Origin of the sequence: Holdemania sp. Marseille-P2844, from assembly GCF_900120005.1 — a bacterium.
Taxonomy (GTDB): domain Bacteria; phylum Bacillota_I; class Bacilli_A; order Erysipelotrichales; family Erysipelotrichaceae; genus Holdemania.
The window spans coordinates 551,704-566,301 of sequence record NZ_LT635452.1 but is presented as its reverse complement, the minus strand read 5'-3'; the positions used below and the strand labels follow the sequence as shown (position 1 = coordinate 566,301).

At 50.7% G+C, this 14,598-nt stretch carries 15 protein-coding genes; 6 read left to right on the top strand and 9 right to left on the bottom strand.

Annotation, left to right across the window (positions count from 1 at the left end; all coding sequences use genetic code 11):
• A partial coding sequence (locus BQ7364_RS12620; RefSeq protein WP_139248638.1) for a transposase occupies positions 1-220 on the top strand: 220 nt, incomplete at its 5' end.
• A gap of 102 nt (positions 221-322) precedes the next feature.
• On the opposite strand, the gene BQ7364_RS12615 is transcribed toward BQ7364_RS12620, so the two are convergent.
• Complete coding sequence (locus tag BQ7364_RS12615; protein WP_072685043.1) at positions 323-1,291, bottom strand: hypothetical protein; 969 nt, start codon at positions 1,289-1,291, stop codon at positions 323-325.
• 40 nt (positions 1,292-1,331) lie between these two features.
• A complete protein-coding gene (locus tag BQ7364_RS12610; RefSeq protein WP_072685042.1) occupies positions 1,332-1,838 on the bottom strand; it encodes a hypothetical protein in 507 nt (168 codons plus the stop codon).
• Positions 1,839-2,758: 920 nt separating this feature from the next.
• Here BQ7364_RS12610 and BQ7364_RS12605 point away from each other — a divergent pair.
• The gene (locus BQ7364_RS12605) at positions 2,759-3,238 is read left to right on the top strand and encodes a hypothetical protein (protein WP_072685041.1); all 480 of its coding nucleotides are present in this window, start codon (positions 2,759-2,761) and stop codon (positions 3,236-3,238) included.
• Between the two features lie 89 nt (positions 3,239-3,327).
• Here the strand turns inward: BQ7364_RS12605 and BQ7364_RS12600 are convergent, their stop codons facing one another.
• Both BQ7364_RS12600 and BQ7364_RS12595 read right to left on the bottom strand, forming a co-directional pair.
• Entirely contained in the window at positions 3,328-4,089 is a 762-nt protein-coding gene (locus BQ7364_RS12600; RefSeq protein WP_072685040.1) for an HAD hydrolase family protein, read from the bottom strand.
• 206 nt (positions 4,090-4,295) lie between these two features.
• Complete coding sequence (locus tag BQ7364_RS12595; RefSeq protein ID WP_072685039.1) at positions 4,296-4,778, bottom strand: PTS sugar transporter subunit IIB; 483 nt, start codon at positions 4,776-4,778, stop codon at positions 4,296-4,298.
• Between the two features lie 312 nt (positions 4,779-5,090).
• Between BQ7364_RS12595 and BQ7364_RS12590 the strand changes: the two genes are divergently transcribed.
• Genes BQ7364_RS12590 through BQ7364_RS12580 form a run of 3 tightly spaced genes read left to right on the top strand, consistent with a single transcriptional unit; the run spans position 5,091 to position 7,023 of the window.
• Positions 5,091-5,921 (top strand): endonuclease/exonuclease/phosphatase family protein, encoded by an 831-nt coding sequence (locus BQ7364_RS12590; protein WP_083538585.1) that lies wholly within the window; start codon positions 5,091-5,093, stop codon positions 5,919-5,921.
• Positions 5,918-6,460, top strand: a complete 543-nt coding sequence (locus BQ7364_RS12585; RefSeq protein ID WP_072685038.1) for a chromate transporter — start codon at positions 5,918-5,920, stop codon at positions 6,458-6,460. The genes BQ7364_RS12590 and BQ7364_RS12585 overlap by 4 nt, the downstream gene beginning before the upstream one ends.
• Entirely contained in the window at positions 6,457-7,023 is a 567-nt protein-coding gene (locus BQ7364_RS12580) for a chromate transporter (protein ID WP_072685037.1), read from the top strand. Before BQ7364_RS12585 ends, BQ7364_RS12580 begins: the two co-directional genes overlap by 4 nt.
• Before the next feature lie 135 nt (positions 7,024-7,158).
• On the opposite strand, the gene BQ7364_RS12575 is transcribed toward BQ7364_RS12580, so the two are convergent.
• The 5 genes from BQ7364_RS12575 to BQ7364_RS12555 all read right to left on the bottom strand — a co-directional run bounded on the left by BQ7364_RS12575 (position 7,159) and on the right by BQ7364_RS12555 (position 13,637).
• Complete coding sequence (locus tag BQ7364_RS12575) at positions 7,159-8,781, bottom strand: flavodoxin family protein (protein ID WP_072685036.1); 1,623 nt, start codon at positions 8,779-8,781, stop codon at positions 7,159-7,161.
• On the bottom strand, positions 8,762-9,331 hold the full coding sequence (locus BQ7364_RS12570) for a PadR family transcriptional regulator (protein WP_072685035.1): 570 nt from the start codon (positions 9,329-9,331) through the stop codon (positions 8,762-8,764). The genes BQ7364_RS12575 and BQ7364_RS12570 overlap by 20 nt, the downstream gene beginning before the upstream one ends.
• A 464-nt stretch (positions 9,332-9,795) precedes the next feature.
• The gene (gene aspS, locus BQ7364_RS12565; protein ID WP_072685034.1) at positions 9,796-11,538 is read right to left on the bottom strand and encodes an aspartate--tRNA ligase; all 1,743 of its coding nucleotides are present in this window, start codon (positions 11,536-11,538) and stop codon (positions 9,796-9,798) included.
• Positions 11,535-12,827 (bottom strand): histidine--tRNA ligase, encoded by a 1,293-nt coding sequence (hisS, locus tag BQ7364_RS12560; protein WP_072685033.1) that lies wholly within the window; start codon positions 12,825-12,827, stop codon positions 11,535-11,537. Before hisS ends, aspS begins: the two co-directional genes overlap by 4 nt.
• Positions 12,828-13,211: 384 nt before the next feature.
• Positions 13,212-13,637 carry a hypothetical protein gene (locus tag BQ7364_RS12555; RefSeq protein ID WP_139248636.1) on the bottom strand — a complete coding sequence of 142 codons (426 nt, stop codon included), beginning with the start codon at positions 13,635-13,637 and terminating at the stop codon, positions 13,212-13,214.
• Positions 13,638-13,882: 245 nt separating this feature from the next.
• Here BQ7364_RS12555 and BQ7364_RS12550 point away from each other — a divergent pair, with 245 nt between their 5' ends.
• Positions 13,883-14,353, top strand: a complete 471-nt coding sequence (locus BQ7364_RS12550; RefSeq protein ID WP_072685031.1) for an LURP-one-related/scramblase family protein — start codon at positions 13,883-13,885, stop codon at positions 14,351-14,353.
• Positions 14,354-14,598: the final 245 nt, after the last annotated feature.

The window sequence follows — 14,598 nt, the reverse complement described above, 5'->3', positions numbered from 1 at the left end:
CTCCAAGCCCATGAATACCGCCATTCAGTCCTTAGTGGAACGGAAAGAGGCAGTGATCAACGCCTTGACTTACTCATTTTCTAATGGCATGATTGAAGGTACGAATAATCTGATTAAGGTCATCAAGCGCCTGGCTTTCGGTTATCGTTCTTTCATTCAATTTAAGACCCGCATTTTACTTATTTCTAACACCTTAGTTCCCTGCCGTTTTCTCAATTAAAAATGAGTCCCATTTCTGGAACTCATCTGCGTCTTTCTTGTTTCGGTTTTTCTCTCACCAACACTATTTTTGAAAGAGCCAAAAAAAACAGGATTGCTCCTGTTATGAAATCTGTTTGGCCAGCTCCGTCAAATCCGCCGCCAGCGCTTCAATTTTTTCCCGTTCGACCTCGTCGTCATGATTGGTCGCGGTGTTCTCAACGATCAGCGAGCCGTTGAGGTTTTTGCCGCGGCAGACGATCATGCCCTTTTCATAGAAGGACAACGACGTATACTTTACATGATCCTCATCGACCAGGCTCGTGTGCAGCTTCGCTTCCGGATCTTTCGCCTTGACGATCGCTTCCAGCTTTTCAGCGTTGGTCTTGCTGGCTTCAAAATAGCCGATACCCAAGCGCGGGCCTTTGCCGACGCAGTCCAGAATGATCACATTGCGGTCCTTAATCGTATTGGGCAGCGCGTCGCGCAGCATATAATCTCCGACATGCGTGCCGTTGCCGCCGTCGGTCAGCACAAAAGCCACTTTATCCCGCAGCTTTTCCGGCAGCTGCTGAGCGATCAGATACGCGGCAATGACTCCGGAAGTATTCCGATTCAGATTGACTTTATTGCCGATCCGAAACGTCATCATAAACGAAACGACGACCAGCGCGATTAAAACGCCGAGAATTAACACGGACATCGCCAGATTATCCTTAAAATTGATCTTCCGTCCCAATCCCAGAAGCAGGATCAGCCCCAGCACCATGCTTAAGATCGCCGGCGTGTTCATCGGCAGAAACGAGGAAGAAAAGCTGGCGTTGCCATCCAGCGGAAAATAGCGGATCGGATTGCCGAAATCGTGATTGAGCGTGTCGTAATGCGCGACGAAGATCGTCTTCGCCTTGCCGACGTTGCCGATCATCAAATTCATCCCCCTGGTTCTTTTTTTCTTTCCGATCGCCCCGCGCACGGAATAGCCCAGCGCCTGGAAATCCTTGCCGATCTCGTTGCAGAAGAAATTCTTCTCCTTGCGGGTAAACCGGCGGCCGATCGTCAGACCATATTTAATAATCAAATCATCAATATTCATAATAACCTCCAGCGAACGCGCTTGCGCGAGCGTCCGTTTATTACTTTCTGCCCCACTTCTTTGGCCACTTGAATGGCGAGTTCTTCATCTTCGCTTGCTGCTGCCGATGCGCTTCCTTATCCGGAATAAACTTATTAAAGCAATGCACCAGTTTCGTACTGCTGTACGCGTTGATGAATACAAATTCTTCTTCACTGACGCGAATCACCAGCATATCCATGCCGGCCTTGCCCTGGCGGAACACCCATTCCTGTACCTCATCCCAGCGCACCATCTGACAAAACTCCTCGTCGCCCCGGGTATAAACCACAAAATAATCAGGATAGGCTTCCAGCACGGTGTAATCCGGCGTTTTCCATAAAACCAGCAGTGCCACAATGATCAGAATGGCGCCTACAATCCAGACAAACTGCGCGGCGATCATCAAAATTCCGACCAGAATGCAGACGATGATCGAAACATACGGCTTGATATTAATCGAAACGACCGGCTTCCCCGACTGCGGCAAATCGGCGATCCGACACAGTTTCGCTCTCATTTCTTCCATGTTCTTCACCTCTTGCGTTTCATTATAACAAAATTCCCTGTATTCGTCATTCAAAATTCGACCAGAATCCAAAAGCGCTGCTGAAACCGCATGCCCCTTCGTAAAAAAACAATGGGACTGTTCAAGACACTTGAACTTGGAAAAGCCGCTGCGGAATCGGGTTCTAAGCAGCGTCACCGATCAGAAACAGCGAGATCAGGCTCTCTGTCAATTCTGATTCAACGTTGCCATTTGTTTATTTTATACGGTTCAGAAACGGAAAAATTCCGGCTCTAACCACCGCTGAACAAGCCGAACTTAATTCGTCTGTCCTTTCCTTTTCATTTCGCTTTATGGAACCCGGCCATGTCCTTCTCCATTATTGAAATCTGTGATGTCCGACCTTTTTCAACATTCAAAAAGAATACACGCAAAATTGAAGCTTATTTCGAAAGAGAACGTTAAGCATCCCATAAACGTTCTTTTCACTTTGCGGATAATGGTTCATCATTTTCCCATGGGGGAGTTATTTCCCCTTTTATACAATATCAATCATGCAGGATTTTGTTGAGCCGCGGATATCCGCTGGGGTAGAATGACTTTTATTTTTTCCAAGTCAGTTCAAGCGGACAATAGAATCAAAGCGATGCGGGTTTGTGAAGCGGAAACCGAGGGAAAACCTGAGAAACTGTTGCTCAACGTATTTCAAGCGGTGACGACACCCAGAACAGCACGTCTTGAAAACCCTCGAGACTATCTCAGATTCATGACAGCCTTCAAATCAGCGGCCAGCCTTCAACTGATCCGGTTTTCTTTCCCTCCCTCTTCCCACGAATCATAACCGATGCGCGACAATTCTGCATTTTTCCTCGTTTTTTCCTGGATTTTTGTTATAATGGAAAGGAAAAACAGAAAGCAATAAATTGAGGAGTGAGAAAAGCATGTGGATTGTAGCGTTTATAACCGTGGTGGCGGTGTTGATCTTCGCCTCGCGAATGAAAGAATTAAAGGACGCGCGCGAAGCGATCGCCGCGGCGGGGGGAATCAGTTCCAAATATCAGTGCATGGATTTTTCCAAAGGGCCGAAAATCGCCTATATCGTCCTGTCGATTCTGGGCGTACTTTCCGGAATTTACGGGTATACCATTCAGGATTACACGACCGTCGCGCTGGGCGTTCTGATCTTCTTTTTGTTTCTGGCGGAATTCTTCATGGCCAACATCCAGTACAAGTTCTATTACAGCAACAGCGCCTTTATCAACCGCGGCAAAGTCGTGCGATATAAAAGCATCAAGGACTTTGAAAAGAAAAAGATGCCGATGGCCTTCGTTACCGTCATCACCTACAGCGGCGATAAGCATTTAGTTCCGCCCAAGGCTTTGACCATCATCAAAGAACAAATGCAGAAAAAAGAGAAATAAACAGAAAATCCGCAGATCCGCGGATTTTTTTATTTGACAGCCTTTCTCTTCCGACGCTTTCTTCCCGGATGATGCGCTGAAATGAGAATTTATTGGCGCATCAAAATCGCAACCGCCTCAGCCAGCGAATTCACTACGATCTGCGCTTCCTGTTTCACTGCGGCGGGGGAGGAATGAAACGTAAAGCTTGGCGACGTCGTCCGCAATAGCGGAATATCATTATAGGAATCGCCGATGCCGGCTATCGTATCCAACGCCAAATGGGACTTCAGGATTTCAATGCCTTTCCCCTTGGAACAACCGCGCGGGGCGACGTCGATCCATTCCTCATTTTGAAATGCAGCAAGCGAGGGAAACTGCGTATTGATCTTCATCGCGATCTGCCGGGCGTAATCGTCGGTTTTGGCATACAAGGATAATCCGTAAATATCACTGGGCAACTCACTTATGCGGGTAAAGATCCGGTAAGGAATCGCGGTTAAAATCGACGCTGACGCCGGAATCTGACCGTCCGGCAGCCGTTGGCAATACGTGCCTTCGCAGGTCTGATAGTAAAAATCCAGCTTTGAGTCAAACATCCGCCCAACCTGAACAGCGGTATCATGATCAATACAGGCTTTATAAATTGTTCTTCCTTTATCGTCCAGAATCAGCGCTCCGCTGCTCAGAATCATGAAATCACAGCGCAAAACGCCGCGAATCGGCTCGGTTACCCCGGGCAGCGGCCGGCCGGTGCACAAACCAAAGCGGTGTCCCTGCCCTTGGAACGCCCGAATCTGCCGCAGATCCTCAGGCTTGAACGTCCCTTTGAAGAATAATGTCCCGTCAAAATCACTCGCCAAAACTTTCATTTCTTCCCACTCCTCTATCCGCCTGAGCGATGCTCAGACGTCCTCTGTTTACATTATACAGATCCAGCCCTGACTGTCAAAGTCCTGCGTTGTATCCTGGAGCCTTCTGAAAATGTCCGAAAAAACAAAAAAAGAACAGCCGCCCCGGCGATCGCTCGCCCGAAACGCGACTGTTCTTCCTGATTTTAATTTACAGTTTCACCTGATTAAAGGTCTTTGATCAGCGGCATGAAGTCGATTTTTTCTTCTGTCGGAACCATCTGCGCTGTAAATTTGACGCCTCTGTCATTCAGCTCTCTGAATGCAGCGACATCTTCCGGCGTAACGCTGACCGAACGCTTGATCTGCGTCGAACCGTGCTTGTTGGACATGTTGCCGACGTTGACAACCGGGAACATATAACCGGCGTCCGCAACCTGCTTAATCGTTTTCGGGCCTTTCAGAACGATGAAGATCCGATCCGTCGGGTAAGCTTCGCTCTTCAGTCTTTCCGCTGCTTTTTCAGCCGGCAGAATCGACAGTTTAACCGTTGAAGGGCAAGCCATCTTCAGGGCGATTTTCTGAATTTCATCCTTCGCTGCCATATCATCGATAACCATGATACGCGTAGCGTTTAACGTATTCGTCCAGACAGCTGCAACCTGACCGTGGATCAATCTTTCGTCAATACGAACATTTACAATTTCCATAAGTGTAATTCCTCCCTTTGTAAGCGTTTAATTTGACTATTCACATTTTAGCGTAATTCCAGAGTCGTGTCAATATTTCCATTTGGACACTCCCCGCGCTTTGTCTAAATGTTATTTCGGTTAAAACCTGAAAAACGCGCTCAACGGAGGTGATAGAAGACATTTTGCGCAGGATTAAGCGCTTACAATTCGATCAGAAATTTTCTTCAGCTATAAATTTTTTTGGTTAGCGCCTGTGAACTTTTTGTGAAACTCTTTCAGAAACAATCTTTCATCCCTTTTGCTTTGTAAATCACGGCAAACTTGAGTATAATGAAAAACGGCGGTGATGAAATGACCTGTTTAAAGGTAATGACCTTCAATTTAAAAAATGACATGTTCTTTACACGGAAGAATCTGCGCTGGGATACCCGCCGGCAGTATGTCCGCAATCTGATCGCTTCCACCTCGCCGGATATCATCGGCGTCCAGGAATTAAGCGACGTGATGCGCGAACAGCTGCAGGCGCTTTTACCGCAATACCAGTTCGTCGGTCAGGCGCGCAATCGCCGGCGGCAGTTCATGAACGAACATTCCGATATTTTGTTTCTGAAAGATCGCTTTGAACTGCTTGGGGAAAAAACGTTCTGGCTGTCAAAACAGCCGGATCAAGCCGGCAGCCGGACCTGGACGAGCGTTTTTCCGCGGATCTGCACGATGGCGCAGCTGAAAGATTTGGAAACTGAACAAGTCTTCCGCGTTTTCAACACCCATCTGGATCATTTGCTGGCCTACACCCGGACCTTTGAAATCCGCACGATTATTGATGAAATGCAGCGGCTTCAAGAGGAAACAGCCTGTCCGTTAATCCTGATGGGCGATCTGAACACCACGATGTCCAGCCGCTCGCTGCAGCTTCTGATCATGCCGGAAAATCGGCTGCGGCTCAAACCGGTCTATGATTCCTCGGCAGCGTTCAACACACTGCATTATGGCAAGGGCCGGTTAAAGGAAGATCGCCTGCCGATCGACTATATTTATGTCAGCGAGGATTTCGACGTTCGCTCAACACGGATCATTACCACCTGTTTCAACGGATTATATCCATCCGATCACTATCCGGTCATTTGTCACCTGGTTAAGAAAGGAAATGCAGAATCATGAGGGATTATTTGGAATTATTCGCAACCTTCAGCAAGCTGGGGCTGTTCACCTTCGGCGGCGGCTATGCGATGCTTCCGCTTTTGGAATCGGAAATCGTCGAGAAGAAAAAATGGGCGACCTACGATGAAATCACCAATTATTACGCGGTCGGTCAATGCACGCCGGGCATCATTGCGGTCAACGTTTCGACCTTTATCGGCTATTATCAAAAAGGCGTGCTGGGAGCGCTGGTATCGACCTTCGGCTTCGTCTTCCCGTCGCTGGTCATCATTATCATCATCGCGGCGTTCATCCAGAACTTTGCGAGCCTGGCGATTGTCCAGCATGCTTTGGCGGGTTTGCGCGTCGGCGTGTGCGTCCTGGTGCTGACTTCCGTCTACAAGCTGATCAAAAACGGCGTCAAGGACGGCTTCGGCGTCGCGATGTTTATCTTCGCGTTTGTGCTGTCGCTGTTTACCAACATTTCAGTCGTCTTCATCACGCTGGGGGCCGGCTTATTTGGATTCTTAAAATATAAGCTGGGAGGGAAAAAGGCATGAGTTTACTGATTCAGTTATTCCTTGAATTTTTCAAGATCGGTCTGTTCGCTGTCGGCGGCGGTTTAGCCACCATCCCGTTTTTACACCAGCTGGCGGAAAAATACACATGGTTTACCGTAGAGACGTTGGTCGACATGATTGCGATCTCGGAATCAACGCCGGGTGCGATGGGCGTCAACATGGCGACCTACACCGGCTTTACCACCGCCGGCATTCCCGGTTCGCTGGTTGCGACGCTGGGACTGGTGCTGCCGAGCATCGTCATTATCATCATCATCGCGCATTTCTTAAAGCAGTTCAGCGACAGTCCGGTCGTCAAGGCGATCTTCACAGGGCTGAAACCAGCGGTCGCCGCGCTGATCCTGTGCGCCGCGCTGAATCTGGTCAACGTTTCCGTCATCAATCTGAGCGCCTTTCAGGCATCCGGCAGTCTGATCGATCTGTTTCCGTTAAAAAATATTATTCTGTTCGCCGTGCTGTTATTCTTAACGACGAAAATCAAAAAGCATCCGATCGTCTGGATTGCCCTGTCGGCAGCGGTCGGCGTCCTGCTTCAGTTCTGATCTGTACGCTCCCCGCTTTGGGGAGTTTTTTATTGGCCGCAGCCACGCCCGGAAGACAAACTTCATATTCATTTTCCCAGCGCAATTTCAGATACTTTTGCGATGCGCAAAAGCGCCCAATCAAAAACCCGCATTCTAACCGCGGGCAATTTTAGCTGGATAGGCTTTCTCAAACCAGAGCGTAAACAAGCCCAGAAGTAGCGGGCAGAGCGTGTTGATCAGCGCCGCCAGTTCTGGAACCGCACTGCGCATGATCACATATGTTCCTCCCGCGCTCGCCGCGTAAAGCAAGCCCCAGGCCAGCGTCAGGATCAGATTGGTCCGCATGAATACAGGATTCTGATACGCCGCATCGCCATGATATTTTTCCTTGGAATAATGCGCGCTTAACGGTATCGGCGTCAGGCAGGAGAGCAGCCATAACAAACCGAACGCCAGATAAGAAAGCGGGATAAGCCAGCGCAGATCAGCGCCCTGCAGCGCCGCCAGAGCGAAGGCCGCGACCAACAGGCCGGTAAATCCGTCATAGATCGTCAGCGTCCATTTTTTGCCAGCCAGCGCCAGTCCCGCCGCCGTCATAATCGCGGCGCTGGCGCCCAGCGAAGCGGAAAATGGCAGAAACATCCACAAGCAGCACCAAGGCAGGATCAACAGAAGCATGTTGGTCCTTTTCTTCCCTTTTTCCAAATCTGAGGGAATGGAATTCCCCGGGCCGCTAAAATAGCGGTCCCAGTCCATCAACAGAGCCAGCTCGCCCCGCGTTTTGTAACGGCCTTCCATCATCGCCTGCTCGCCCCGCAGTTCGCCGCGAGCAATCGCCTGCCAGACCTCTAACGGCGTTTCCACGCGCGTCGTATAGGGCTTCGTTCCCAATGGACAGAGTTCGCAGGTCTTGCCCAGCGTCAGCTGATAGCCGGTCTGCACGTCCGTATAGAAAATCTCAAATACCCGTTCTTTTCCATCAAACGCCGCCGGATTATACAGCGCCGCCATCTGGCGGGTAAACTGCTCAGCCTGGCGGACTTTTGTCTTCTGCGGATCGTTCTGTTCCTTTGGATTCTGGATATTCCAGCTGGCATTCGCCAGACTGATAAACGTTTCTTCCGGCAGCAGCGGCTCGCTTAAGCGCCGCAGCGTGCTGTCGGACAGCGTTTTGGTCCGGGCGTATTCCCGCCCGGCCTGCGTAACCTGAATCAGATACGCCGAGGTCTGCCGGCGCAGCTCGGGATGAGCGAACAGCTCGCCTTGGGGACATAGTATTTTAAGACTGGTACCGAAGGCCAGATCAAACTGCCGGATCAGCGCTTCGTAATTGTTCTCAATCGTCGTAAAGCCGCAGGTAGAGATCAGGATTGATTTCATCGGGGCATTCTGATCACGCCGGGGATGAACCGGGCGTCCGTCCGCATCCCTTTCCATCCAGGGCAGATTCAGCGGCAGACAGCGGTCAAGCAGCGTTTTCACCGGTCCCGGCATGCCGAAATAGTATAATGGGAAACTCCACAGGATCAGATCGGCTGACCGCATTTCTTCCAGCACCTCCGCCATCGCATCCGGGATAACACATGTGCCCGGCGTCGCAGTCCAGCAGCGGAAGCATCCCCGGCACGGGCTTAAGTTCAGCTCATTGATCATCCTTGTTTTAACGATCAGCGGACTTTCCAGCTCCTGCCGCAGCCCCTCAAGAAACGCCTGTGTCAGCTGAAACGTATTGCTGGCAGCGCCGCGGGGACTGCCGTTAAGCGTCAGAATTTTCATTTTCAATCTCCTTCAGCCGCGCGATGCAGCGGTCAATCCAGTCTTGGCACATCTGCGTATAGGCCCGGCCGAAATCAGCGGTCATTTCCCAAACCACCGCGTCCGAAGGCGACTGGGTCAGCACCTGATACTGTTCGATCAAACCGGCGACAGATTCCATCTCTCTCTGGCGAACTTCGTAGACCTGCGCTAACCGCTCAAGCATTTCCCGGTTTTCGTGGGGCGAACGGCGGCCGGAAAAGAAGATCCGCAGCAGTACCTCGCTGCGTGTCGGCATCATTTCCGTACTCAGATCGCTCGCTAACCAGCGGTCCAGTTCAGCTTTGCCCTGAGCCGTGATCGCATACACCCGTTTGTCCGGTTTGCCCGTCTGGACTTCAATCCGGGAATGAAGCAATCCTTCCGCTTCCAGCTGGTTCAGCTCACGGTAGATCTGACTGGTTTGCGCCTGCCAGAAAAACGACAGGGAATCGTTGAACGCTTTCGCCAGCTCATAGCCGGTCATCTCGCCATAATTCAATAATCCAAGCAAGCCTTGTTTCAGCGCCATCCGGTAACCCTCCTCCGTTCATATTCCACAAGTAGAATATCATCCTTTACCTGAAATGTAAAGGAGGAGAACTCCGATCGGCGCAGGCAGAATTCTCTAGGCTTGGAAAGGACAGGCAGCTCTTGAAATCACCCGGCTTCCAAGCGGATGTCCGCCCTCTGAATCCTTCTTATCAGCCACTCCTGCTCTGGCCGGACTCCCAATCAGCACGCAAAAAAAGCCTTCGTCGGAAGGCTTTCTTTGTGACCTAAAGGGTTGATATGATTCCCGGTTATAAGCCAGGTGGGTACCCTGTTCAGATTTTTAGGATCCCCTGATAAATCAGAGTTTTCGACACCAAACTGAAACGTCCGGATTCCCATATATCAAGTGTTGGAAATATATGTGTTCCCTTTAGGCATTAGTATTATAGCACGCATTTTTTTAATTATGAATGCTTGACATTTGGAAACTTATAGAAAGTTTTATTTTTCGAGCGCGATGTGCAGTTCTTTCAGCTGTTTTTCATCCACGGTGTTCGGCGCCTCGCTCATCAGATCCGACGCGCTGGCTGTTTTCGGGAACGCCACGACGTCGCGGATGTTGTCGGTACCGGCCAGAATCATAACCAGACGTTCCAGACCGATGCCTACGCCGCCGTGCGGCGGCGTGCCGTAACGGAAGGCGTCAATGAAGAAACCGAATTTTTCGCGGGCTTCCTCCATCGACATGCCGATCGCCTCGAAGACCTTCTCCTGGACATGTTGATCATGAATCCGGATCGAGCCGCTCAGCAGCTCGTAGCCGTTGAGCACCAGGTCATACGCCCGGGAATAACAGTTTTCCGGATCGCTCATCAGCTTGTCGACATCTTCCAGATTCGGGCTGGTAAACGGATGATGCGCGGCGACATAGCGCTGTTCTTCCTCGCTGTATTCAAACATCGGGAAGTTGGTGACCCACAGGAAATTGTAACGGCTCTCGTCGATCAGATTCAGCTGCCGTCCCAGTTTCACACGCAGCGCACCCAGCGCCGTCTGAGCCACCTTCGCTTTATCCGCGATCATAAAGATCAGATCGTTGTCCTTTAAGCCCAGCGTTTCGATCAAAGCGTTCTTTTCTTCCGGCTTGAGCACCTTGGCGACGGATCCGCTCAATTCACCTTGGCTCATTTTCAGCCAGGCCAGCGCCTTTGCCCCGTAAATTTTGACAAATTCCTGAAGCTTGTCGATATCCTTGCGGGAGAACTGATCCGCGGCCTGAGCAGCGACGATTGCACCGACCATCCCCTTCGGCTGTTCCAGGACATTTTTAAAGACCGTGAACTCCGTATCCTTAAATACCACGTTTAAGTTCTGAATTTCCATGTCAAAGCGGGTGTCCGGTTTATCCGAGCCATACCGCGCCATGCATTCGTTATACGTTAAGCGCGGGAATGCGTCCAGTTCGACGTTTTTCAGATTGCGGAAGATTTCCTTCATCAAACCTTCGACAACCGTCCAGACCTGTTCCTCGTCGACAAAACTCATCTCGATGTCGATCTGCGTGAATTCCGGCTGGCGGTCGGCGCGCAGATCCTCGTCGCGGAAGCAGCGGGCGATCTGGAAATACTTTTCAATTCCTCCGACCATCAGCAGCTGCTTGTAAATCTGCGGCGATTGGGGCAGGGCGAAAAACTTGCCCTTAAAAATCCGCGACGGCACGAGATAATCGCGGGCGCCTTCCGGCGTCGATTTGCACAGGATCGGCGTTTCAACTTCAATAAAACCCTGATCGGACAAATAATTACGCGTCAGCATCGTGACCTTGTGACGCAGGATCAGATTGTTCTGGATCGGCGCACGGCGCAGATCGAGATAACGGTATTTCAGGCGCGTGTCTTCCAGCGCGTCGGTTTCCTCGGCAATGATCATCGGGGTGGTTTCCGCCGTGTTGACGATATTCACGTTTTCGGCATAGATTTCAATCTCTCCGGTCGCCATCTTCGGATTTTTATCCTGGCGTTCGACAACCTTGCCCTCGACCTGCAGGATATATTCGTTGCGGACGTCCTTAACCTGCTCGGCCAGTTTTTCATCCACGGTAATCTGAACGATACCGCTGCGGTCGCGCAGGTCGATAAAGACCAGCGCGCCCAGATTACGCCGGCGGGCAACCCAGCCGACGACCGTAACGTGTTCTCCGGCGTTGGCTAAGCGCAGTTCGCCGTTATTGTGAGTCCGTTTCATGCTTCTTCTTCTCCTTCTGCCTGAAAATAAGCGTCCAGCGTCGCGATCAGCTCATCCTGATCAATCGTAATCTGACGCTGTTGTTCAATAAATTTAACATTGACCTGATGGTTGGCGGCTTCGCTTTCACCGGCGATGACCGCAACCCGGGCCTTGCGCCGGTCCACCGATTTGAATTGAGCTTTCAGCGACCGGGGCTGGATGTTGAATTCCGTGTGATAGCCCGCGGCGCGACATTCGGTTGCCAGCGCCAGCGGCAGCGTTCCGACGTTGCCCAGCGCCATGACGTAGACGTCCAGACTGGCTTCTTCGCCCAGCTCAACCTGTTCCGCCTCCGCCAGGATCATTAAGCGTTCCAGACCCATCGCAAAGCCGACGCCCGACATTTCCGGACCGCCGAAATACTCGACCAGTCCATCGTAGCGGCCGCCCGCGAAGACGGTTGCCTGCGAGCCGGATTCCGGATGCGTGGAAACGACCTCAAACACCGTGTGGGTGTAGTAGTCCAGGCCGCGCACCAGCTTGTCGTCAATTTCATAAGGGATTTCCAACGCGTCCAGCGCGGCGAGCACCTGATCGAAGTATGCCTTCGACTCCGGCGTCAGATACTGCTGCAGCGACGGCACGTTCTGCATACTTGGATGTTCGTTATCGACCTTGCAGTCCAGAAGCCGCAGCGGATTTTGTTCATAGCGGCGCTGGCAGTCTGCGCACAGCTCACCGACGCTGTCCTTGAAGTGCTCGCGCAGCGCGCCCCGGTAGGCTGCCCGGCTTTCATCGTCGCCCAGCGTGTTGATCAACACCTTGACCTGACTTAAGCCCAGCGCTTTGACGATGCTGTAACCCAACGCGATCACCTCGGCGTCGATCAGCGGGCTTTTCATGCCGATGTTTTCGATGCCGAACTGGTTGAACTGGCGGTAACGGCCCTTCTGCGGCCGTTCATAACGGAACATTTCGCCCATGTAGTAGAGCTTGGCCGGCATTTCCAGCCGCCCGTACATCTTGTGCTGCACGAAGCTGCGGACAACCCCGGCCGTGCCTTCCGGTCTGAGCGTCAGCGAATCCTCGCCATGCACAGAGAACGTATACATTTCCTTATTGACCATGTCGGAGCTGTCGTTTTCCCGTTTGAAAACCCGCGTGTCCTCGAAGACCGGCGTGCGGATTTCCTCATACCCGTAAACGTCGCAGAGGTTGCGGATCAAATCTTCAACCTTCTGCCACTTGCGCGTCGCTTCCGGAAGTAAATCCTGCGTGCCGCGCGGAGTCTGGTAATTCTCCATCATCAATTCCTCCTTTTTCTATTTTCAAGTTCCTTGCCTTGGGATGCCGATCCACAAAAAAAGCGCCCTGTCTAAGGACGCTTTGACTGCGTGGTACCACCTTAGTTCACGGATTGCTCCATGCCCTCTTTCCGATAACGCCGGAAATTCGTCGGCAGCTACTGCTGGTTCCCTGCCGCTTCTTGCAAGTGTCAGTCGCCGGGGGGTGATAAAGGAAGCTTTCAGCCACTGTCTTCCCTCTCTGACTTATCCCGTTCCAGGTTCCTCTTGGTCCTTGAATTTATCCCTAGTTTAGCACGATTTCACGCTTTGCACAAGGGTAAAATCCGCTTTCCCGCGGCTTTGTGGAATCGTATTCTTTTCATTCTGAATGCGGCGTTTTGGCGATCAGTCCTGATGCGTTGATTCGCTGTCCTTCTGGCGGCTATCGTTTGTTTCCTTTTGAATGTAAGTTGTTTTTTCCTTGCCTTCTTTTTTACCAAAATATGCGATAACACAAGCGCCGATCAACATACAAATACCATATTTCGTCAACAGATCAAGCTGAAAAAAATAATGATGCATTAAAACAAGACAACTCAAGCTGAGCAAAGACTCAAAACCGGCAATCCAGCAGCATTCATGGATAACTGCTTCCTCGGAGTATTTAGCACTGAAATATATTTCTTCAACAAAACAAATAACGAACATCGGGACGGAAAACGTCAGCGCGTACAACAGAACGCGGATCGGATCCAAAAGCAGAAACAGCTCCCTTTCATTGATACACAGTTGAAGCAGCCCCGGCAGAAATAAACCCAAAATTAATGCCATCAAACTTAAAATACTTTCAGGATTTTTCAAGACCAAATTTTTAATATCCTGATAAATTCCAAACAACATGATCACCCCTTTGTTTCATTGTATCTTATTCCTTATCTAAAACGCAATCATGAATTCATGATCAACGCTGCGCGCTCTACTTACTTCTTTCCTTTTTCTTACAATTTCTTTTCATCTCTGGCGTTTTATTTCAGCCTTTTGTATTATAGGCTTACGAATTGAAGGAGGATCAGTTCATGCGTTTATTTATTCGCCAGCGGTTCTTTTCCTGGACCGACAGCTTTGATATTACTGATGAAGAAGGCTATGCCGTTTACAGTGTGCGCGCAGATTTATTAGCGTTGTCGCATGTCCTGCGGGTGTTTGACGTTGAAGAACAGGAAATCGGTTTAGTCCGTGAAAAACTATTTCACTTCCTGCCGACCTTTGAAGTCGAGCTGGACGGCGATCAAGTCGCGGTCATCCGCAAGGAATTCTCGTTTCTGCATCCAAGCTACCGCATCGACTGCGAAGGCTGGAGCGTGGAAGGCGACTTGTTCGGCTGGGATTATCAGATCTTCCGCGACGGCGAGCTGTGCGGAACAATCAGTAAGGAGGTCATCTCGCTGACCGACACCTACGTCATTGATTTCGACGATCCGCGGGATGAGCTGATGATCGTCATGCTTGTTCTGGCAATCGACGCCGCAAATTGCAGCGAGCATTAAGGAATCCGGCAATGAAAATTGTACTGGGCGCGGGAACAACGCAGTTTGACGGCTGAATCAGCACCCGGCTGATCCAGCCGAACTTATTGAAACCGGAAACGTTTGAAGCCTTTTTCCAAGGTGAACAGGCGGGTCCAGCCCTAAACGTTATTTCTCGGGAAATACAGTCTGACAATGACTGAATCGACAGTATCAGTTGCGTTTCCATAAACAAAATCCCAGTAAAAAAGGTCTGAACAGAAACA

Bases quoted from the DNA above. Each gene is read 5' to 3' on its own strand.
- BQ7364_RS12615 (WP_072685043.1), bottom strand. From the start codon at position 1,291: ATGAATATTGATGATTTGATTATTAAATATGGTCTGACGATCGGCCGC.
- BQ7364_RS12610 (WP_072685042.1), bottom strand. From the start codon at position 1,838: ATGGAAGAAATGAGAGCGAAACTGTGTCGGATCGCCGATTTGCCGCAG.
- BQ7364_RS12605 (WP_072685041.1), top strand. From the start codon at position 2,759: ATGTGGATTGTAGCGTTTATAACCGTGGTGGCGGTGTTGATCTTCGCC.
- BQ7364_RS12600 (WP_072685040.1), bottom strand. From the start codon at position 4,089: ATGAAAGTTTTGGCGAGTGATTTTGACGGGACATTATTCTTCAAAGGG.
- BQ7364_RS12595 (WP_072685039.1), bottom strand. From the start codon at position 4,778: ATGGAAATTGTAAATGTTCGTATTGACGAAAGATTGATCCACGGTCAG.
- BQ7364_RS12590 (WP_083538585.1), top strand. From the start codon at position 5,091: ATGAAAAACGGCGGTGATGAAATGACCTGTTTAAAGGTAATGACCTTC.
- BQ7364_RS12585 (WP_072685038.1), top strand. From the start codon at position 5,918: ATGAGGGATTATTTGGAATTATTCGCAACCTTCAGCAAGCTGGGGCTG.
- BQ7364_RS12580 (WP_072685037.1), top strand. From the start codon at position 6,457: ATGAGTTTACTGATTCAGTTATTCCTTGAATTTTTCAAGATCGGTCTG.
- BQ7364_RS12575 (WP_072685036.1), bottom strand. From the start codon at position 8,781: ATGAAAATTCTGACGCTTAACGGCAGTCCCCGCGGCGCTGCCAGCAAT.
- BQ7364_RS12570 (WP_072685035.1), bottom strand. From the start codon at position 9,331: ATGGCGCTGAAACAAGGCTTGCTTGGATTATTGAATTATGGCGAGATG.
- aspS (WP_072685034.1), bottom strand. From the start codon at position 11,538: ATGAAACGGACTCACAATAACGGCGAACTGCGCTTAGCCAACGCCGGA.
- hisS (WP_072685033.1), bottom strand. From the start codon at position 12,827: ATGATGGAGAATTACCAGACTCCGCGCGGCACGCAGGATTTACTTCCG.
- BQ7364_RS12555 (WP_139248636.1), bottom strand. From the start codon at position 13,637: ATGGCATTAATTTTGGGTTTATTTCTGCCGGGGCTGCTTCAACTGTGT.
- BQ7364_RS12550 (WP_072685031.1), top strand. From the start codon at position 13,883: ATGCGTTTATTTATTCGCCAGCGGTTCTTTTCCTGGACCGACAGCTTT.